General features: G+C 55.9%; 16 protein-coding genes. 8 read left to right on the top strand and 8 right to left on the bottom strand.

The genetic code is table 11. From position 1 onward, the window contains the following. The first annotated feature begins 155 nt into the window (after positions 1–155). Together WEB64_RS12915 and WEB64_RS12910 are read left to right on the top strand one after the other, a co-directional pair. Positions 156–2,495, top strand: coding sequence for a membrane-bound PQQ-dependent dehydrogenase, glucose/quinate/shikimate family (locus tag WEB64_RS12915; protein WP_368059875.1), 2,340 nt, complete (start codon positions 156–158; stop codon positions 2,493–2,495). 292 nt (positions 2,496–2,787) lie between these two features. Continuing rightward, complete coding sequence (locus WEB64_RS12910) at positions 2,788–3,249, top strand: hypothetical protein (RefSeq protein WP_368059873.1); 462 nt, start codon at positions 2,788–2,790, stop codon at positions 3,247–3,249. A 110-nt stretch (positions 3,250–3,359) separates the two neighbouring features. On the opposite strand, the gene WEB64_RS12905 is transcribed toward WEB64_RS12910, so the two are convergent. Then, on the bottom strand, positions 3,360–4,004 hold the full coding sequence (locus WEB64_RS12905) for a hypothetical protein (protein WP_368059871.1): 645 nt from the start codon (positions 4,002–4,004) through the stop codon (positions 3,360–3,362). Positions 4,005–4,308: 304 nt separating this feature from the next. Between WEB64_RS12905 and WEB64_RS12900 the strand changes: the two genes are divergently transcribed. Next, entirely contained in the window at positions 4,309–6,399 is a 2,091-nt protein-coding gene (locus tag WEB64_RS12900) for a catalase (protein ID WP_368059869.1), read from the top strand. A 36-nt stretch (positions 6,400–6,435) separates the two neighbouring features. Here the strand turns inward: WEB64_RS12900 and WEB64_RS12895 are convergent, their stop codons facing one another. The 3 genes from WEB64_RS12895 to coxB all read right to left on the bottom strand — a co-directional run bounded on the left by WEB64_RS12895 (position 6,436) and on the right by coxB (position 10,619). Continuing rightward, on the bottom strand, positions 6,436–7,251 hold the full coding sequence (locus WEB64_RS12895) for a cytochrome c oxidase assembly protein (protein ID WP_368059867.1): 816 nt from the start codon (positions 7,249–7,251) through the stop codon (positions 6,436–6,438). Positions 7,252–7,315: 64 nt separating this feature from the next. After that, on the bottom strand, positions 7,316–9,829 hold the full coding sequence (gene ctaD, locus WEB64_RS12890; protein ID WP_368059865.1) for a cytochrome c oxidase subunit I: 2,514 nt from the start codon (positions 9,827–9,829) through the stop codon (positions 7,316–7,318). Continuing rightward, on the bottom strand, positions 9,822–10,619 hold the full coding sequence (gene coxB / locus WEB64_RS12885; RefSeq protein WP_368059863.1) for a cytochrome c oxidase subunit II: 798 nt from the start codon (positions 10,617–10,619) through the stop codon (positions 9,822–9,824). The genes ctaD and coxB overlap by 8 nt, the downstream gene beginning before the upstream one ends. On the opposite strand from coxB, the gene WEB64_RS12880 reads away from it, so the two are divergent. Then, complete coding sequence (locus WEB64_RS12880) at positions 10,569–11,054, top strand: DUF2231 domain-containing protein (RefSeq protein ID WP_368059861.1); 486 nt, start codon at positions 10,569–10,571, stop codon at positions 11,052–11,054. The two genes, coxB and WEB64_RS12880, sit on opposite strands and share 51 nt — an antisense overlap. Before the next feature lie 32 nt (positions 11,055–11,086). Here the strand turns inward: WEB64_RS12880 and WEB64_RS12875 are convergent, their stop codons facing one another. Then, on the bottom strand, positions 11,087–11,533 hold the full coding sequence (locus WEB64_RS12875; RefSeq protein WP_368059859.1) for a CopD family protein: 447 nt from the start codon (positions 11,531–11,533) through the stop codon (positions 11,087–11,089). A 112-nt stretch (positions 11,534–11,645) separates the two neighbouring features. Further along, complete coding sequence (locus WEB64_RS12870) at positions 11,646–12,773, bottom strand: hypothetical protein (RefSeq protein WP_368059857.1); 1,128 nt, start codon at positions 12,771–12,773, stop codon at positions 11,646–11,648. A gap of 304 nt (positions 12,774–13,077) precedes the next feature. Here WEB64_RS12870 and WEB64_RS12865 point away from each other — a divergent pair, with 304 nt between their 5' ends. The 3 genes from WEB64_RS12865 (at position 13,078) to WEB64_RS12855 (ending at position 17,085) form a co-directional block, all read left to right on the top strand. Next, positions 13,078–14,295 carry a polyhydroxyalkanoate depolymerase gene (locus WEB64_RS12865; protein ID WP_368059855.1) on the top strand — a complete coding sequence of 406 codons (1,218 nt, stop codon included), beginning with the start codon at positions 13,078–13,080 and terminating at the stop codon, positions 14,293–14,295. A 121-nt stretch (positions 14,296–14,416) separates the two neighbouring features. Then, a complete protein-coding gene (fabG, locus tag WEB64_RS12860) occupies positions 14,417–15,160 on the top strand; it encodes a 3-oxoacyl-[acyl-carrier-protein] reductase (RefSeq protein WP_368059854.1) in 744 nt (247 codons plus the stop codon). 17 nt (positions 15,161–15,177) lie between these two features. Next, positions 15,178–17,085 (top strand): PHA/PHB synthase family protein, encoded by a 1,908-nt coding sequence (locus WEB64_RS12855; RefSeq protein WP_368059852.1) that lies wholly within the window; start codon positions 15,178–15,180, stop codon positions 17,083–17,085. 6 nt (positions 17,086–17,091) lie between these two features. Here WEB64_RS12855 and WEB64_RS12850 read toward each other — a convergent pair whose 3' ends face one another. Both WEB64_RS12850 and WEB64_RS12845 read right to left on the bottom strand, forming a co-directional pair. Further along, positions 17,092–17,283, bottom strand: coding sequence for a hypothetical protein (locus WEB64_RS12850; RefSeq protein WP_368059851.1), 192 nt, complete (start codon positions 17,281–17,283; stop codon positions 17,092–17,094). 8 nt (positions 17,284–17,291) lie between these two features. Beyond that, the gene (locus tag WEB64_RS12845; RefSeq protein WP_368060813.1) at positions 17,292–18,206 is read right to left on the bottom strand and encodes a chemotaxis protein; all 915 of its coding nucleotides are present in this window, start codon (positions 18,204–18,206) and stop codon (positions 17,292–17,294) included. 146 nt (positions 18,207–18,352) lie between these two features. Between WEB64_RS12845 and WEB64_RS12840 the strand changes: the two genes are divergently transcribed. Next, positions 18,353–19,738 carry a CHAD domain-containing protein gene (locus WEB64_RS12840; protein WP_368059849.1) on the top strand — a complete coding sequence of 462 codons (1,386 nt, stop codon included), beginning with the start codon at positions 18,353–18,355 and terminating at the stop codon, positions 19,736–19,738. Positions 19,739–19,794 lie beyond the last annotated feature (56 nt).

Here is a 19,794-nt window from a genome sequence, read left to right as displayed (position 1 = left end):
CCAGCCGTGCTGTCTGGACGGATCGGCAACAGCATTTCAGCGTGCACTACCTCGAACGTCAGGGCAGGAGGTTGAACCCGTAAGAATTCTCTGAGCAACACCAAGATGTAAGATATGGTGGTCACTATGGGTTGATGGCGCAAGGAAAAACCAACATGATTTTATGGACGATACTTCTCATTCTGTTTGGCCTGCCCCTCTTGGGGGGTGGTGTATGGTTAATCTCACTTGGCGGCAGCTGGTACTACGCTCTCGCCGGGGTCGTCCTGATCGTCGTTGGCCTGCTGCTAAAACCCCGGCGTAGCACTGCGCAAATGCTCTATGCGCTGCTTTTGGTGGCGACAGCCATCTGGGCCTATTGGGAAGCCGGTTTCGACTGGTGGCCTCTGGCGTCGCGGCTCGGCGTGCTGCTGGTGCTGGCGATCCCGTTACTGCTCCCAGCCCGCGGACAGGGCCGTCAGGGCACTGCCATGCTTGCCATCTCCTGGGTTGCAGTGGGATTGTTTACTGTCGCGAGCATTCCCTACGATGCTCATCGCATTGAGGGCGAACTCACTACCGATTCCGTGATTCAAAATCCGCCTCTTGGAGAAGTACCGCAGGGCGACTGGCTCAGCTATGGCCGCAGCAATCTAGGCCAGCGGTACTCGCCCCTCGACCAGATTACGCCAGAGAATATCACTGGGCTGGAGCTTGCCTGGGAATATCAGACGGGTGACCGCAAAGGGCCCGATGACGTTGGCGAGACCACGTACGAAGCCACCCCCCTGAAAGTAGGCAACACCCTTTACCTGTGTACCCCCCATAACTGGCTGGTGGCCCTGGATGCGGACACCGGCGAGGAACGCTGGGTCTACGACGCAAAAGTGCCAATGGAAAGTCAGCGCCAGCATCAGACCTGCCGGGGCGTGTCTTACCTTCCGCCCAGTGCCGGTCTGGAGGACATTCCTGAGGTCGAGACTCTCCAGTCACCCGCAGAAGGTCAGGCCAGTGTAGAATGCGATTCTCAACTCTTCCTGCCCACCTCCGATGCGCGGCTACTGGCCCTGGACCCGGTTACCGGAGCCCGCTGCAGTAACTTTGCCGATGACGGGTCGCTGAACCTGCTGCACAACATGCCCCACACACAGGACGGTTTTTATTATTCTACCTCGCCACCGGTGGTGGCAAATGGCGTGGTGGTGGTCGCTGGCGCCGTCAATGACAACTACGCCATCAACTCCCCGTCCGGCGTTATTCGCGCCTACGACGTGAAATCGGGGGAACTGGTATGGAATTGGGACCCAGCAAATCCGGACCAAACCCAGCCTATCGGTGAGAACGAAACCTACTCCACCAGTTCTCCGAACAGTTGGGCGGTGGCCAGCGCCGATGAAGAGCTCGGGCTGGTCTATTTCCCCATGGGTAACCGCACCCCGGACCAATTAGGGATGTATCGCACCCCCGAAGAAGAAACCTATTCGTCGTCGGTGGTCGCTCTTAGCCTCGAAACCGGAGAGGTGGAGTGGGTGCAGCAGTTTGTCCATCACGATCTCTGGGATATGGACACACCAGCCCAGCCTAGCCTGGTGGATATCGAGACTGAACAAGGTCTGCAGCCGGGGCTGGTGGTGCCCACCAAGCAGGGCGATGTGTACGTACTCAACCGGAAAACTGGCGAGGCATTGATACCGATTACGGAACAGGCCGCACCCCAAGGCGCCATCGAAGGCGACCATACAGCCCCGACCCAACCGGTATCCGGACTGAGCTTCCGCCCACCGGCGCTGGAAGAGTCCGATATGTGGGGCGCCACGGCCATTGATCAGATGGTTTGCCGCATCAAATTCCAGTCTCTTAGATATGAAGGTATTTACACACCACCGTCGGTCCAGGGCACCCTGGTTTATCCAGGCAATTTCGGCGTATTCAACTGGGGCGGCGTTGCTGTTGATCCGGAACGCCAGGTGATGTTTGGCATGCCCCTGTACATGGCGTTTATACAGCGGCTGGTGTCGAAAGATGACGACACGCCCCTGGGCCCTACCAATCAGGGTGAACAGGGCATGAACGAAAATGCCGGGGCGCAGTACGCAGTGGAGATGAAGCCACTGATGTCTCCCCTGGACATACCTTGCCAGCGCCCTCCCTGGGGTTATGTGGCCGGGGCAGACCTGCGCACAGGCCAGATCATCTGGAAACACAAAAACGGTACCGTGGAAGACATGGCTCCGATCCCGATACCACTGGAACTGGGCGTACCCGGCATCGGCGGCCCCATCATCACCCGTGGAGGCGTGGTTTTCCTCGCGGCTACCGTGGATAACTATTTACGTGCCTATAACCTGACCGACGGTGAAGAGATCTGGCGAACACGTTTGCCAGCAGGCGGTCAAGCAACACCTATGACCTACCTGAACAGTCAGGGTGAGCAAATGGTAGTGCAAGTCGCCGGGGGGCACGGCTCGATTGGGACAACCATCGGGGATTACGTACTGGCCTATAAGCTGAAATAGGTCGCGGGAGGGTGTACCGGCGCCAAGCATAATGATTCGGTAAATTTGGGTAACGGACAGGAAAATATGACATGCCACCAGTCGTTACCAGTAGTCAGGCTGGTGGCGCTGCCCCTCTGATCACGTATAGGACGCTCCATCAATAACTATATAACATATTGATAATAATATACATATAAGACTGATGAGCCCTAAAATACCTCACTAATATCGCCGCCTGGCACGTACCTTGCGAGAGTAGTGGTGTCGCCGGGACAAGTGCCCGGATTTTAAACTCAAACAGGGAATAACCATGTTTAAGCAATTGCTTATTTCAACAGCTATTTCAACAGCTCTGATCTCAACGCCACTGCTGGCGCAAGGCACCAGCATGGGTAATGACAACCCACAAACTACAGGCCAGACACGCTCTGGACCCAATGATGCCGGAGGGCAAGCCAGCACTAACCAGTCCACTGACAGATCCATCGGCACTACCGGCGAACCTGGCGAGTCAAAAGAAACCGCTCAGGCCGGAACATCTTCACAGAGCCCCGATTTTGACAGCCTCGATCAGAACAAAGATGGCCAGCTCGACGAAGACGAGCTCAACCGTTTTGGTGATACTGCAGCAGGAAGCTCTAACACCATGGGCGATAAAGAACAAAGTGGCGATATGCTGCAGATGTACGATCGTAACGACGATGGCAGTGTAAGCAAAGAAGAGCTGGAGAGCGGTCCAAAATCCAGATCAAAAGATAAAATGACCGAATAAACCCGTCAATTTAACGAGGGATTGTTAAATTGGCTGGAGGGCGTCAGCTTAAGTCGCCCTCCAACGGTTAAACCGACCTGTCCACACTCCAGTTTTTCATCTGGTTAACTTTATGTCGCATAACGTTTCAGCCACTGACGAACCTGTTGCTTGTATCGCCGAGAGGTCCTGTGCGTAGTGTCGATAGACTCGGGGGTCAGGGTGAGCTCTCCGGCATCGTTCTCTGTCAGCTCAAACCGTCGGACGGCGCCGAATGCATCGTCGTCGGAACCATAGATACACACTACGTGAAATTCGATGGCCTTGAGTTCAATATCCGTATTCACCGGTTTAGAGTTCTTGAGCTCAATCCCGCCTACTCTGGCAGCGCGCTCCAACAGGAGACGATAGGACAGCAGTTCAAGGTATTTACCGGACTCGACAGGCCCCTGTCTGGTTCTGGCACTCAACGCACTGGTGTTGTCTCCCATTGCATCGACTTCACAGTCGGTCACCGGAACATGGATCGATTCTTCGGACGTTTCGAGGATTACCAGAATGAAATACACATAAACCGCTTCCTCGCTCATATTGCATATGAGGCATGGAGAATCCAGCCCTTCACCGCCCACCCCTCGGTTAATCAACACCCGGGGTCGCCTTTGGCGCCGATACCCGCTGTAAAGCAATTGGGCGTAGAACAGCCACACCAGCAGTGTTCCGATGTTAGTAAGCGTTGTGATCCAGTCTTTGTTATCACTCAGCCATTGAAACATGGATGACCTACCTCCCTTGGTTGTTCAAATTAAGCGTAGGAAATAAACAGTATTTGCGCGAGGGGGTAATTAACACAGGTTAACTCCAACATTCGAGGACTCTGATTTAATGGTCTGGTATTAAGAGATCAGTTCACCCAGCCCGCAATGTTTGCCCAATGGCCTGTCTTCCTGGCATCACCAAAGGCGAGCTATCTGTATATCCGGGGAGACACCTGCTATCGGCTACCGATAGCGGGTGTCATACCCAACCATGGCTTTCATCACGCAGTTAGAGCCATCTAACGAACCAAGGAGCCAAAAAATGTCGACCAAAAATCAAGGCTGTCCCTTTGCCGTCGGAACCGGCGGAGAACTTCACCAGCAAGCTAAAGGTCCAGAAGATACTCTTACCACCCAGCAAGGCGCACCTGTTGCCGATGACCAGAACTCCCTGAAGGCTGGCGCGCGAGGCCCCACCCTGCTGGAAGATCAGGTCATGCGGGAGAAAATTTTCCATTTTGACCATGAACGTATTCCGGAGCGGGTTGTCCATGCGCGCGGCGTAGGTGCCCATGGCTACTTCGAAAACTACGAATGCCTGTCAGAGCTTACCGGCGCCGACATTTTTCAGCGCGCCGGTGAGCAAACGCCGGTCTTCGTAAGATTTTCCACCGTCCTTGGTAATAAGGGCTCAGCGGATGTTCCTCGGGACGTGCGCGGCTTTGCGGTGAAATTCTATACCCAGCAGGGCAACTGGGATCTGGTCGGTAACAACATTCCGGTGTTCTTTATCCAGGATGCCATGAAGTTTCCGGATCTGGTGCACGCAGCCAAACAGGAGCCCGACCGTGGGTTCCCTCAGGCTCAGTCCGCCCACGACAATTTCTGGGACTTTGTCACCCTGATGCCAGAAAGCATGCACATGATGATGTGGGCAATGTCAGACCGCACCATTCCCCGCTCCCTGAGATTCATGGAAGGCTTCGGCGTCCACAGTTTCCGTTTTGTGAATAAGGCGGGCGAGTCGAAATTCGTGAAGTTCCACTGGAAGCCCAAGTTGGGCTTACAGTCTGTGGTCTGGAACGAGGCCCTGAAGCTCAACGGTGCGGACCCGGATTTCCACCGTCGCGACTTGTGGGGAGCCATCCAGAGTGGCGATTTCCCCGAGTGGGAACTGGGGGTCCAGATATTTGACGAAGCCTTTGCCGAGCAGTTTGAGTTCGACGTGCTCGACCCGACCAAGCTGATTCCCGAGGAACAGGTTCCGGTCAAGCCGATCGGCAAGATGGTGCTCAACCGGACGGTGCAGAACTTCTTCGCCGAAACGGAGCAGGTCGCTTTCTGCACCCAGAACATTGTGCCGGGCATCGATCATTCCAACGACCCGCTTCTGCAGGGCCGTAACTTCTCCTACCTGGATACTCAGACTAAACGCCTGGGCGGACCGAACTTCACTCACATCCCCATCAATGCCCCCAAGTGCCCAATGCGTCACTTCCAACAGGATGGCCACATGGCGATGCACAATCCGGTCGGCCGGGCGAATTACGAACCCAATAGCTGGGGCGATGAGGGCGGTCCTCGAGAGAACCCGGAGACTGGCTTCCACAGCTACCCCGAACAGATCCAGGGCGAGAAACAGCGAGTCCGTTCGGAGACGTTTTCCGATCATTACAGCCAGGGTCGCCAGTTCTACATCAGCCAGACAAAAACTGAACAGGAACACATGGCTGACGCGTTTGTGTTTGAACTCAGCAAAGTCGAGCGTGAAGATATCCGGGTCCGGATGGTTGCCCACCTGCTCAATATGGACAAGGATCTTGCCCAAACCGTCGCAACCGGCCTGGGCATTGAAAAACTGCCCCCGGCCGCCAAAGCGGCTATGCCGACGCGGGAAGACCTGCCTGCATCCGACAAACTCAGCATCCTGAAAAACGGTCCTGATAGCTTCAAAGGCCGCAGGGTTGGCGTTTTAACCACAGATGGCGTCGATGCCAAGCTGTTCGCAGGTCTGAAAAAAGCCGTAGAAGCAGAAGGCGCATCGCTGGTAGTGGTTGCTCCGACTATTGGCGGTATCAAGGCAAGTGACGGTACGCACATTCCGGCTGATGAGAAAGTGGATGGCGGGCCTTCGGTGCTGTTCGATGCCGTGGTTCTGATGCCCGGCGCAGAGAAGAAGGACATACTGGCGAAGCACAGTCCTGCCAGAGATTTTGTCAACGATGCCTTTGCCCACTGTAAGTTCATTGGCTACTCGAAAGAGGCCATGCCACTGTTCGAGTCTACCGGACTTGAAGACATGCTGGACGGGGGCTGTATACCCATCAACTCGGCCAAAGAGGCAACAGGGTTCCTGAAAGGGTGTAAGCAGTTGCGCTTCTGGGAGCGCCAGAGCGCCGTCGATAAACTGTAACCGGGAAAACCTGAGGGCGGCTGATCCACCCGACGATCAGCCGCCCCACCGGCGTTGCATTTGCCAGTATCCTCGCCACCCTACCCAACTGGCAGCAAGCAGATACGGTATAGCCCCCAAAACCCACATAATTAACCCTGCTAATTGCTGATCCTGCAAGCTACGACCGGCTCCGTATAAAGGGCTTTGAGCGAACGTGAGCATCGCCCCCAGGAAACCGGTATGCATCAGGGTAAAGAGCAGTGCAAATAAAGCCCAGCCCACCGTGCGCTGGGCACTTTTCAATACCGCCCACCAGAACAGGCCCGCGGAGATCAGGAAGCACCCGTGTTCCACCAGGTGCCACCAGGGATTCTCCAATGCCAACACGTAAAACCGGGGGATATGCCAGAACCAGATCATCCCGCCGTGAAGATAGGCCATATAAACCGGATGCTGAACCAGCTTGAGCATAGGTTGCCACACCCGAGCGAGCACTCTTCCGCTTCCCGACGCGAGTTGAGGTAAAGGCTGAGACAACGCCCACAAAGGCGCAATCACTACCATGAACATCATATGCTGCACCATATGAGCTGCAGCGCTGGTTTCCGCCCAGTGGTCCAGGGGTCCCCAGAGGGCGAGAAAACTGAGGATCATGGTGCTGTTGAAAACCAGAGCTTGCAGCCAGGTAGGTACTACCCGCCAGGCGCCGACCAGATAGACAAACCAGACCAATCCGAAGATGACCAGGCCGAGCAAGGCGGTGAACTGCTCCGCGCGCCCTGCACTGAGCACGCTATGGGCACCAGCAGGCGTACTCAGGCAAAGCAGGACAACAATAAGCCACTGCCTGATACGACCACTTAAACACATGGCGGCAAGAGTATTCCGGGCAGCCCCAACACCAGGTTAATTGGATGGAACGGGGACGGCCTCATTATACGCCCCATGCCATCGGCAGCAGCAGGAAGACGGCAAAACTGAGCCAGAAAACGCCCAGGGTATACACCCAGAAAGGCTGAATCACGACGGGTTCATAAGGCAATTTAGCGCCGACAAAACCCAGCTTCACCCGCAATGCCTGTAATATCGTGAAGACCACCGCAAGCCCGCTATGCAGCAGCAAATAGTACAACGCCACCGTCAGTACAGCATCGTGGGCCAGCTCTGTGGGCCGCAACCCGGACGCCAGCAGCACCCAGACCAAAACGCACCAGTGGGCCAACCCCAGAGCGGCCGAGCCCCAGAGCCGCAGAGCCAGATTGTCAGCCTGACCTTTGCGCAAACCGGCGACGGCACTGCGGTAGATCATCACTGCCAGCGACAGCAGCACCCCGCTTGTCACCATGGGAAACAATGCCACCCGGCCCTCTTCGGGAGTCGACCATTGAGGCGCGGCGGTCCAGAGATAGAACCAACCAAACAGCAATGAGACATACAGCGTGCCGTTGGCCATCAAGCTGACCACCATGCCCCATAGCCCGGGGCCGTCGCAGGTGCGGGAGTGCAGCGGTGGATCTACGGGATCATCGTCGCGCACCGGCGCAGCCCGGGGATGGGCACCGTTATCCCAGCCCCACCGTAGCACAAGAGCCAGCGCCACCACGGCGGCTGCGAGAGCAACCAAGTAAACTTTAACCAGCAGACTGATGCACACTACCGCCAGCACCGCGGCCGTCAACAACGGCAGCCAGGAGTTGGTGGGCAGGTGGACGACTTCCCGAATCTTTCCGGTCACGGCGTCGGAGCCGTAAATATCCCGCCGCACGTTCTGTACTTCCGCCAGACCATGCTCACCTGCTGCAATGCTCTCTACAAGCTCAGGGTTCTCCCACATCGGGTGACGGGTGGTGATATCCGGCAGGCTGGAAAAGTTATAGGCGTTCACCGGCATCGGAATGGCCCACTCCAGGGTATCCGCGCCCCAGGGGTTCTGTTCCGCACGGCGCCCGAAGCGGAAATGTAGAACGATATCGACAATGATGACTGCCACGCCGATAGCCATGATGAAGCCGCCGATGGAAGACACCAGATTCAACCAGTCCCAGCCCAGCCCGGCTTCGTAGGTGTAGATCCGCCGGGGCATGCCCAGCAGCCCGGTCAGATGCATCAGCAGGAAAGTGACATTAAAGCCCCCGAAAAACAGCCAGAACCCCCAACGACCCAGTTTGTCCGAGGGCATGCGGCCAGAGACATGGGGCAACCAGTAATAGAAACCGGCGATCAACGGAAACAGCATGCCACCCACCAACACGTAATGCATATGCGCGACAACAAAATGAGTGTCGTGCACCTGCCAATTGAACGGCACCAGCGCCAGCATCACCCCGGTCAATCCGCCACACACGAACACCACGAGAAAGCCGATGATCCAGAGCATCGGCAAGTGGTACACCACCTTTCCCTGCCACAGGGTCGCCAGCCAGGCAAAAATCTGGATGGCCGTGGGGATCGCCACCAGCATACTGGCCACCGAGAAGAATGCCTGGGCCATTTGCGGTATACCTACGGTAAACATGTGATGTACCCACAGGCCAAAGCTGATGAAGCCCATGGTAATGATGCCCAGCACAATCCAGCGGTAACCCACCAGCGGATGGCGGGCGAACACCGGAATCAGCGTGGACACGATCCCCGCTGCGGGCAGGAAGATGATGTAAACTTCCGGGTGGCCAAATAACCAGAACAGGTGTTGCCATAGCAGCGGGTCACCACCGCCGGCGGTTTCAAAGAAAACAAAGCCAGCCGCCCGTTCGAGCTCCAGCAATATACTGCCCAAAATCAGCGGCGGAAAACCGAAAACGATCATCAGCGCCATCGCCAGTATGTACCAGCAGAAGATCGGCATCTTGTTGAGTGACATGCCGTTAGCCCGGGTGCGCAGGATTGATACCACCAGTTCCACCCCGGCCGAAATCGCGGAGATTTCCACGAAGGTAATGCCCAGCAACCAGAAATCCGAGCCTGGCCCCGGCGAATAAGTGTTGCTGCTCAAGGGTGTATACATAAACCAACCGGCGTCCGGTGCTACCTCCAGCACCAAACTGGACAGGATAATCACCCCGCCAAACAGGTAGCAGTAGTAGCCCAGGGCACTTAACCGGGGGAAGACCAAATCCCGCGTGCCGATCATCTTGGGCACCAGGTACATGGCCACACCTTCGAGTACCGGGATGGCAAACAGGAACATCATCACCGTGCCGTGCATGGTGAAAATCTGGTTGTAGAGGGCCGCGCCGATAATCTCCTGTTCAGGCAACGCGAGCTGGGTGCGAATCAACATTGCCAACACGCCGCCGATCAGAAAGAACGCCATCCCGGTGACCATGAACCGGAACCCTACCGAGGTATGGTTGACTGCCGCCAGCGCCCCCCAACCGGGCAAGTTGCCCCAGACATGCTCCAGCTCTTCCTGCCGTTCTCGGTTGGCCTGCTCTGGCAAATTACTCATCGCTAGCCTCCTGCCTGAGCCAGGTCTGGTAATCCTCAGGGCTGTGAGCGATGACCGTAAATTTCATGTGAGCATGTTGCGTGCCGCAAAACTCTGCACACTGGCCACGGTAGGTTCCAGGCTCGTCGGCGTGCAGCCTCAGTACATTGGTGCGGCCCGGCAGCATATCCAGCTTGCCACCCAATCGTGGCACCCAGAACGAATGGATGACGTCCGCACTCGTGAGATGCAAATCAAGAGGTACACCGGCGGGAATGTGCAGTTCATCCTTCAGGGTGATATCCGACTCCGGATAGTGCACTTCCCACCACCACTGATGCGCGGTCACGTTTATTCTCAGGGCTTGCCCTTCCTCAAGCGGCAACGGCAGCATCCGGTGTCCTGCGGGAATGCCAAGCGCCAGAATCACCGCCATACTGGTGATTGGCAGTACCAGGCCGCCCCAGATAATCCAGCGTTTCTGGACTTGGCCTGCGCGGGCTTCTGAGGTGGCCGTGGGCGAACGCCGGATGGCATAAAGCCAAAGTGCGATAACCACTACCAGCACCAGAGTGAACCAGCCAAACATTCCCCACCATAACCAGGCGGCGGAATGCGCATTAGGTCCCGCAGGCGCGAGGATGGAAAACGCGCCCTCACACCCAGCAAGCAATCCGCTGGTGCCAATACCAGTTAAGGCTGTTACTCTTTTTACAGCCGATTGCCAGTAATTCCTGTTTCGCTCGTGCACCTTTAAAGGATGACCATGGCCAAGGAACAAATCGTAAGTCGCATGTCGATTTTGGGTCATCCGATCCATCCCATGCTGATCCACTTCCCGGTAGCTGCCCTGTTGCTGCTCATCGCCACAGATATTGGCTATGTGCTGACCGGAGACTTTTTCTGGGCTCGCGCTGGAGTCTGGCTGGCAGGCATAGGCATGGCCGGGGGTTGGGTGTCTGGCTCGGTCGGACTGCTGGATCTCGTCATTGTAGAACAGATTCGCCGATTGATTACTGCATGGTGTCACGCATTGCTGGCGGTGATGCTGCTCTCCATCGCGACTCTTAACTGGTTTATCAGGGTCGGCGAACCGGAGGCGCTTATTCTGCCTTGGGGACTTTATCTTTCGCTGCTGACCGGATTTCTGATCACTATCACCAGTTTGTTGGGCGGCGAGCTGGTCTACGATCACGCCGTGGGCGTTTCTCCCGACAAGATGGCTGAACGTCGGCACAGTCCCTGACAAAGGAGCAAGGCCTGCTTGCCCAACGGACTTCATGAAGCACCCTCAAAAACGGGTTTTGCGAGTACCGCCCAGAGTATTGCCGCTATTAAAATGCAGGTCACCAGGGCCGAGACCAGACACCACCTTCGCACCGGCTTGCCATTAGCGGCCTCCGCTCTCATGATCAATACGCCCAGCAAGGTATGATTAATCACCAGCAACACCACCAGGCTGAGCTTGACCACCAGCCAGATACCAATATTGTAATGGACCACGAATACCAGTGTACCGGCGATAATGGAGAGCAGGGCCACCGGTGTGGCGATATGGGTAAAGACCAGGCGGGGAAGTCCTTCTCGGGCTGCAACACTGTCTTCTATATCAGCAACGGAGGATGAAGCGGTATAAACAGTTCCGGCCAGCAACGCTGGAAGGTACACCAGCAGGGCCGTCCAGAACAGCAACGCCACGATGTGAAGAACCAGAAGCCAGTTCATAGTGCAGACAACCTCCCTGTTGCGGCGGTGGTTAGTTTGATCAGCGTTTAACCCTATCACTGAGCTCGAGCGGCTCGCACACATTTCGTATTACAACTACGGTGCCTCGGATCTAAAGCTGCCCATACCCGGAACCCCGTCGGCTGCGACCACTCAGCCAGGCAACGCTCAGAATAAGGCTCCGCAGAATTGCCATAATAATCGGTGCTACCAGCCACAATAGCCAACTGCCAATGTAGAGTGCAGGTATGAGGATCAGCAGCCAGCCCAGAAACTGGACTGCCCAGGCTGGGTAACCAAGCACCTCGGCAACACCCGCCAGCGCGTCATTGATAAGGCTGGGATGAGCGATGACGAGGTAGCCGGCGCCAATAATTACCGGCCACTTGGCGTACCGGGCGCTGCTCAGCACCATTCTGCCACTGTGTGTCACGCGCGCGGCGAAGGCGGCGGTGCGGGTGCCCCGGCTTGCACCCTTGGTAGTCACCGCAGCCGCACGTCCCATACGGAGCACTTTCAATGCACTGGCAAATACCAGCACATCCACCGAGGCCCAGCCAATATCACCGGCCGAAACTTCTTCCCCAGAGCGGTAGCTGAGTTCCAGATTACGAACGCCACTGGCGAAAAACTGGTTCAACCCCTCCAGCACCCGCTCTGTTCCAACCCATTGGGTGTCACCGTCAGCATCAACAATGAACTGACCCAGAAAGTCATGACCCTCACTTTGTATAAAGTTGACGGCGTACCAGCCACGCTCCTCGGGGGAAAGTTCACCCGGCTGCCTCTGAACCTGCTGTTCGGAGGTTTGACCTTCCGGGCTCCCGGTAAAGAACTCTTTAACTACCTGATATTTTTGTGCCGTCCTGTTCATGAGCTCGATAGAACCGATGGGGCGGCTGACAAAATGATGAATCGGCGGCAGTATGTTTTCTCCATAACCCCTCAGAATGTCCTGGAACTCCGGTTCAGCCCCGTAGAGCGGAAAAATCACCCGGGCCATTTCAGGATAGCGGAGGAAGGCAGACTTCGCTTTCAGGCGCAGCAGTGGGTCATCGGCGAGATCAAGTAAAGCTGCTTGCACCTCGACAGACTCTTCTTCAATAGCGGGAAAGTCTTCAAGCACATCACTGGCGTGAACCCGTATCAACTTCTGTTCTACCGGCATTGGCCTGGAGACAGTGCTGACAAGGGCCGCCACCAGCAAGGCCAGACCACAGATCAGAAGTAGTTTTTTCACAGTTCCACCACAGGAAGTCGGTCTACCCGTTAGATAACGATTACCCGAATTATGACTCATCGTGTCTAACCAGGCATCAGTCTCTAAACATACAGGCCTCGGGCCTGCTCTGCGAGCAAACAGGAAGTACACGAATTACTTCCAGCTTGGTGGTTTGCTTTAGCTCATCGGTTTAATTCTGGCTAGCTCAAACACCCTAAAAGCGGCAGACTGGCCTACACACCGCTCATTCGCTTCGCTGGCTTCTGTGGTTAGGGGGCCGGAATGAGCGTAGACTGTTCATTTTATAAGCAGGATTTTGTCTATGATGTATTATGCCCACGAAATGAGCCGTACCGCCCTGACGCCGATGCGTTTAATAGCCAAAGCTCAAAGCTCCCTGCTGCGTCATCCACTAAACCCGGTATCCCGCATTCCGGGTAGCCGTAGCATGGCCTCGGCATTCGGCGTGTTCAGTGATCTGACTCGTCGCTATCCGAAGCCAGCCTTTAATCTCGATACCACCGTCTGCGACGGCGAAACGGTCCAGGTCAGGGAGCGTATTGCCCGACGCAAACCGTTCGGACAGCTCAAGCATTTTGACCGTCAGACCGAACGTCCGAACGACCCTAAGCTACTGATCGTGGCACCTCTTTCCGGCCATTTCGCTTCCCTGCTGCGGGGCACTGTGGAAGCCATGCTGCCAGAGCATGATGTCTACATCACCGACTGGCGCGACGCCTGTATGGTTCCGGTCACCGAGGGCAGTTTCGGACTGGACGACTATATAGACTATGTAATTGATTTCATTGCCCACCTTGGGCCAGACACCCATGTACTGGCCGTCTGTCAGCCAGTGGTTCCGGTACTGGCTGCCACCGCCATCATGGCGGAAGAGCAGCACCCGTCCGCCCCGAGGTCACTGGCCCTGATGAGTGGGCCTATCGACGGCCGCGTTGACCCGACGGCGCCCTGTGAATTGGCAACCAAGCACCCCCTTTCCTGGTTCAAACGCAATCTCATCTATTCGGTACCCGTCCCTTACGCTGGTGCCATGCGTCGGGTTTACCCGGGCTTTTTGCAGCTTTCCGGATTCATCAACATGAACTTTGACCGCCACGTGGACGCTTATCGCGGTCTGTTCCGCTCCATTCGCGATGACGATGCCGAGGAAGTCACCCGACACCGGGACTTTTACGATGAGTATCTGGCAGTCATGGATCTGCCGGAAACCTACTACCTGGATACCATCCAGCGAGTCTTCCAGGAATTCCAACTGGCCCGGGGCTGCTTTAAGCACCGTGGCCGCCTGGTCAACCCGGCAGCTATCCAGAACACCGCACTGATGACGATAGAAGGCGAAAAGGACGACATCTCAAGCCCTGGCCAGACCAAGGCCGCCCACACCCTCTGCAGCAATGTGCCGGACTCAAGAAGGGTTCACCACCTCCAGCCAGGCGTCGGTCATTACGGGACCTTCAACGGTCGCCGTTGGCGGGAAGATATCTCGCCTCGCCTGCAGAAATTTATTAGAGCTTCGTAACCACCGATATCACGGAACTTCCTTGTGAGTACCCCCTTGCTCTGCTAGCTTGAAATGAGGGCGTCCGGCCTCTGGACACCGGCGCCCCACGCAGTTAAAAAATAACAAAGGGGAGAATGAAATGCAGGACCTCAAAGGAAAAGTCGCCATTGTAACAGGTGGTTCTCGCGGTATCGGCCGGCACATTTCGCTCCTGCTTGCCAAGCGCGGAGCGGATGTCGCCATCAACTACCGTTCCCGGCAGGAAGAAGCGGACGCCACCATCAAAGAGCTTGAGGAATTAGGTGGCCGGGCGATGGCGGTTCAGGCCGATCTATCTGACATGACCGCTGCCAGAAATCTGATTCGTAAAGTGAACCAGGAGTGGGGCCGGATAGACATTCTGGTCAACAATGCGGGGATCACCCGCGACAAGACCATGAAAAAGCTCACTGACGACGACTGGAACGACGTTCTCAACACCAATCTCGGAAGCGTATACGCCACCTGTTCTGAAGTGCTTGAGATCATGATGCAGCAGAAGTTCGGCCGCATCGTGAATATCACGTCCTTTGTCGGGCAGGCAGGTAACTTTGGCCAGGCCAATTATGCGGCCAGCAAAGGTGGCATCATCGCGTTTACCAAAACCCTCGCGCTGGAAATGGCAAGATACAATATCACCGTCAACGCCATCGCGCCGGGCTTTACCGAAACCGAAATGCTGGGCCAGGTACCTGAACATATCCGTGAAAAAATCATGGAGCGAGTACCAATGGGGCGTTTTGGTCAACCCGAAGAAATCGCCCGGGCCGTCGTGTTTATTGCGGCTGAAGGTGATTACATCACCGGTCAACAAATTAACGTCAATGGCGGCGTTTACATGTAATAGCGGAGCACACCTCGATGTCTGCAAAAGCTGTCAAAACAACTACTACTGACGGGTTTGAGCCCAATGTTGTGGGCAAATCACTCGTGCGCGCCAGCCGCCATGGCAGCAGGTTGCTGGCGCGCTCCGTGGTTCGGCGCCTCAAAGGTGGCCGCCCCAATCCTGCCAGTCTCAAGAGCATTGTAAAACCGTTCTTCCGCCTGTCCGGCAAACTGGCCACTCAACCCGACACCCTGATCTCAGCGCAAATACGACTGCTTCAGAATGTCACGATTCTCAGTTCCGGGGCACTCACCAGCCTGGTCAGCAAGGAACCGCTGAGAATCACGGCACCGGAACGGGGCGATGGACGCTTCCGGGACCAGGCGTGGCATGAACCGGGCATGTTCAATTTCATCGAACAGGCCTACCTGATGTCGAACCAGTGGGTCATGGACACGATTGAGGATGTTCGGGATCTGGACGAGCAGGACAAGCGCAAGCTGCGTTTCTTCACCGGCCAGGTGACCGATGCTCTGGCGCCGAGTAATTTTATTTTCAGCAACCCGGAAGTTCTGCGTGCCACCGTCCGAACCCGGGGCCGCAATCTGTTGCGGGGGCTGGCCAATCTTCTGCGTGATCTGGACCTGGCCGACGGTCAGGTCTCGTTCCGCATGTCCGATCCGGATGCCTTCACGGTAGGTGAGAATCTCGCCAATACACCGGGTGATGTGGTATTCCAGAACGATCTGATGCAACTGATCCAGTACCGGCCCACCACCGCCAAGGTTCACCGTCGGCCGCTACTCGTGGTGCCGCCCTGGATCAATAAATACTACATCCTGGACCTGGGAGAGAAGAAATCTTTCATCCGGTATTGGGTTGAGCAAGGGCACACAGTCTTTGTGATTTCCTGGGTTAATCCCGGTAAGACCCATGCTCACAAAGGCTTTGAAGATTACATGCTGGAGGGGCCGGTAGCTGCCCTGGACGCCGTCGAGAAAGCCACCGGTGAACGGGAGATCAACACAGTCGGCTACTGTATCGGTGGCACGTTGTTAGGATGCAGCCTGGCTTGGCTGGCCGCGAAGGGGGACGATCGGGTCAAGAGCGCCACCTTCCTGAATAGCCTGCTGGATTTTTCCGACGTCGGTGACCTGTCTGTCTTCATAGATGAAGACATGATAAAGAAACTCGAAAAAGCCATGAAAAAACAGGGGTATCTCGATAGCTCTTCAATGGCTGCGGCCTTTAACATGCTGCGCGCCAACAGCCTGATCTGGTCCTTCTACGTAAACAATTACCTGTTGGGTCGGGATACACCGCCCTTTGACCTGCTCTACTGGAATTCGGACTCCACCCGGCTGCCCGCCGCCATGCACAGTTTTTATCTGCGCAACATGTATCTGCACAACCGGTTGAAAGAAGCCGGGGGTATTGAGCTGGCGGGCATACCCATTGATCTCGCGAAGGTTAAGGTGCCCAGCTATTTTGCGTCCGCCATCGAAGATCACATAGCGCCTTGGGTCTCCTCTTACCAGGGTTCCCGATATCTGGGTGGCCCGGTTCGCTTTGTGCTTGGGGGATCAGGCCACATCGCCGGGATCATCAATCCGCCGGCCCAGAAGAAATATGGCTATCGAGTCAATGAGGCACCCGAGGTATATCCTGAGGACTGGCTGAAAAGCGCTTCGGAATTTGAGGGTTCCTGGTGGCCAGATTGGGCCAAGTGGGTGGAGCAATTCAGCGGAGGCGAAGTTGACGCCCGTCAGCCTGGTGAAGCAGAGCTGCCGATCATTGAGCCAGCACCCGGGTCCTATCTGAAAAATGAGCCCGCCCCGCCCATACCGATCAGGCGCACAACCAAACCAGCGGCGGCGCGGAAAAAGCCTGCGGCCACCAAAGCGAACCCACGTAAACCCGACAATAAGGCGTCCAGCGGGTAAGTTTGATTACTGGACCTCGGTCTCCCCACTGAGGCCCAGTTTCTTGCGAGCCCATAGAACACCGATGACAAAATGCAGGGCGGCCGCCAACCATGGCGCCGCCGATGGCAACAGCTCGCCGAAGGCGGGCCGCGAGATGATCCAGTAAGCCAGAAAGGCCAATAGGCAGCCCGCCACGATACTTAACACGTTTATCATAAGTGCATTCATTGCTTCGCCCTCGTGTCCCTGGCCGTCGATTGTGTACCCCTGAGCATGGCCTGCAATAATTCCTCTGCGTCAAACTTGGTCAGGGCCTCATTGGCGCCCACCTGATTGGCATAACTCAGGCTCATCTCACTGTTCAACGAAGTATGAAGAATAATGTAGGGCTGCTTAAGGGCGGCATTGTCGCGGATATTAAAGGCCAGTTCGTAGCCGTCAAGCTCCGGCATTTCAATGTCACTCACCAGGATATCAATGGGTTGGCTGGTATCGGCAGCAGCCAGCATAATGTCCAGCGCCTCCCGACCATTCGTGGTTACCTGGTAGGAAATATTCTGACTATCCAGCATATCCGACAATTGTTTACGAGCCACGTGAGAGTCATCAACCAGGAGGATGCTCTGGGCGTTCAAAGACTCGCCTTCCACATCGCTCAGTACCACATCCGTCACGTCCACAGACGCGGGATAAACCATCGACAACAGCAATTCGACGTCCAATAACTGGATGATCTCGCCCTCTATATCAATCAGACCCGTAACAAATGCCCGGTTACCCAAGACCGAGGGCGGCGGCATGACATTTTTCCAGTCAGCCTCCACAATATTCCGGACGTTTCGCACCAGAAAACCGATCTCCTTGCGCTGAATGTCGGTCACAATGATGGAACCTTTGCGCTTCTCTTCATCGCTGAGCGGGGGATACCCCACCGCCGCCGCCATATCAATCACCGGCAGCGCCGCACCGCGAAACGAAGTGGTACCAATCACTGCGAAGTGGCTGTGAGGTAGCTTGGTCAACCGCACGAAAGGCATGATCTCCCGGATTTTCAGCGTACCAATGGCGAAGGACTTCTGGCCCGCCAGATTGAACAACAGGAGTTTTTGGGAATGCGCCGCTTTGCTGGACTCCAAAATCAGACCCTTCTGAAAAGTTAACGTTAATATCAAGTATGCAGTGTAAACCACAGGACGGCCCACGCAAGCAACGGCTGGCAGTTCATGCCTTTTGGGGTATAGCATTGGAACAGTGTTGGGCCAACTCTTTCCAAGCGAGCACCTTGATGAAGCACCTGTACCTGGTACGCCACGCCAAATCCAGCTGGTCAGATGAGACTCTGGGTGATCGCGATCGCCCGCTCAATCCCCGGGGGCGACGTCAGGTGGCAGCCATTGCCGCGCCTCTGTTGAAGCTTGGTGCTCTGGATGGGCCGATTTATGTCAGTGGTGCATGTCGCACACGGGAAACCATAGAGGGGCTGATGGAAAATCTGCCCGGGGAAGCTCTGGCCCAGCGGGTGCACCTGCGGGATGATCTCTACACCTTTGAGGTTAAAGATTTGATGGATTGGCTGGCCCAGAATGGTAAATTGGGGCATAGCATCACCCTCATTGGGCACAATCCGGCGCTGCTTGAGCTGGCACGTCGCCTGGCCGGGGATGCGCCCAATCGGTTACCCACCGGGGCTGCGCTTTATCTTCAACTACCAACAAACTCCTGGGGAAAGATCCGCAAGCACAGCGGCAAGGTTGTTAATCAGCTAACCCCTAAAGTTGCCAGCTATAAACTGTTCAAACGCAAAGCTCCGCGCCCGCCGGAAATCCAGCATCTCGCGCTGCCGCGCCGTGTGCCGTTAATACTGGAACACCAATATCACCTGGTCAGGGCACTCGAAGCAGGCGTGATGGCAGGCCACGATCCGGAATTTCTACACCAGTACCGCATCAATATTCGTCGCAGCCGGGCGATTGCCGAATCGCTCCTCGATATGACCGATGACAAAAGCCTGAAAAAAGCCGTCAAAGCCCTTAAGCGTTGGGGTCAGGCCACCAGCCGTTTGAGATATCTGGATGTATTCATCGGCGAATTGGCGCTACAGCAGCACCCGACTTGCACACAGGCCCTGCGCGAGGGGCGGGTACAGACTTTCTACCAAGTCTGGGCTCGTGAGGAACATAAACGCCTGAGCGATAAGATGAAGACCCGAGCCTATCGTCAGGATCTCACCCAGTGGCGCGGCTTTATAAAGTCAGAAAAGTTTAAGAAACTGCTCGGCGGCTTGGGAAGCGACTCCATCCAGAAAGTGTTGGAGCAACGGGTAACCCACCAAAATACGCTTCTACAGCAGCTTTCCAGCACTACAGCTGACGCTGACGTCCATAAGATCCGAAAAATGGTCAAGCGAATCCGATATCTGGCAGAGCTCGACAAGCCCGTCTTCAGAGCCACTCTCAAGAAACTAAAAAAGCGGCAAGAGATGCTGGGGCACTTCCAGGATCTGTGCGTCCGGATCGATTTTATCGACGCCTTTTCAAACTCTTATCTTGCTGCCGCTGTGCCAGAAAAAGCCATGAAACAAATCCTGGCACTGGCCGGACGATGGCGAGCTGAAAAGCAGGAAACTCTGGACCGGATCCGACTACTCGACGTTATCGCAATCGCCAGATGACCCGGGGCCAACAACCTGCCCGGTAATTCTGGCCCGTCGCGGTTGAAACCGCTTCT

The sequence above is a fragment of the Marinobacter sp. genome (genome assembly GCF_040882185.1).
GTDB lineage: Bacteria > Pseudomonadota > Gammaproteobacteria > Pseudomonadales > Oleiphilaceae > Marinobacter.
The sequence above is the reverse complement of the archived record's forward strand: the minus strand, read 5'-3'. Positions and strand labels throughout refer to the sequence as shown.

Coding starts and splice junctions, on each gene's coding strand:
- WEB64_RS12915 (WP_368059875.1), top strand. CDS start 156: ATGATTTTATGGACGATACTTCTCATTCTGTTTGGCCTGCCCCTCTTG.
- WEB64_RS12910 (WP_368059873.1), top strand. CDS start 2,788: ATGTTTAAGCAATTGCTTATTTCAACAGCTATTTCAACAGCTCTGATC.
- WEB64_RS12905 (WP_368059871.1), bottom strand. CDS start 4,004: ATGTTTCAATGGCTGAGTGATAACAAAGACTGGATCACAACGCTTACT.
- WEB64_RS12900 (WP_368059869.1), top strand. CDS start 4,309: ATGTCGACCAAAAATCAAGGCTGTCCCTTTGCCGTCGGAACCGGCGGA.
- WEB64_RS12895 (WP_368059867.1), bottom strand. CDS start 7,251: ATGTGTTTAAGTGGTCGTATCAGGCAGTGGCTTATTGTTGTCCTGCTT.
- ctaD (WP_368059865.1), bottom strand. CDS start 9,829: ATGAGTAATTTGCCAGAGCAGGCCAACCGAGAACGGCAGGAAGAGCTG.
- WEB64_RS12880 (WP_368059861.1), top strand. CDS start 10,569: ATGACCATGGCCAAGGAACAAATCGTAAGTCGCATGTCGATTTTGGGT.
- coxB (WP_368059863.1), bottom strand. CDS start 10,619: ATGACCCAAAATCGACATGCGACTTACGATTTGTTCCTTGGCCATGGT.
- WEB64_RS12875 (WP_368059859.1), bottom strand. CDS start 11,533: ATGAACTGGCTTCTGGTTCTTCACATCGTGGCGTTGCTGTTCTGGACG.
- WEB64_RS12865 (WP_368059855.1), top strand. CDS start 13,078: ATGATGTATTATGCCCACGAAATGAGCCGTACCGCCCTGACGCCGATG.
- fabG (WP_368059854.1), top strand. CDS start 14,417: ATGCAGGACCTCAAAGGAAAAGTCGCCATTGTAACAGGTGGTTCTCGC.
- WEB64_RS12855 (WP_368059852.1), top strand. CDS start 15,178: ATGTCTGCAAAAGCTGTCAAAACAACTACTACTGACGGGTTTGAGCCC.
- WEB64_RS12850 (WP_368059851.1), bottom strand. CDS start 17,283: ATGATAAACGTGTTAAGTATCGTGGCGGGCTGCCTATTGGCCTTTCTG.
- WEB64_RS12840 (WP_368059849.1), top strand. CDS start 18,353: ATGAAGCACCTGTACCTGGTACGCCACGCCAAATCCAGCTGGTCAGAT.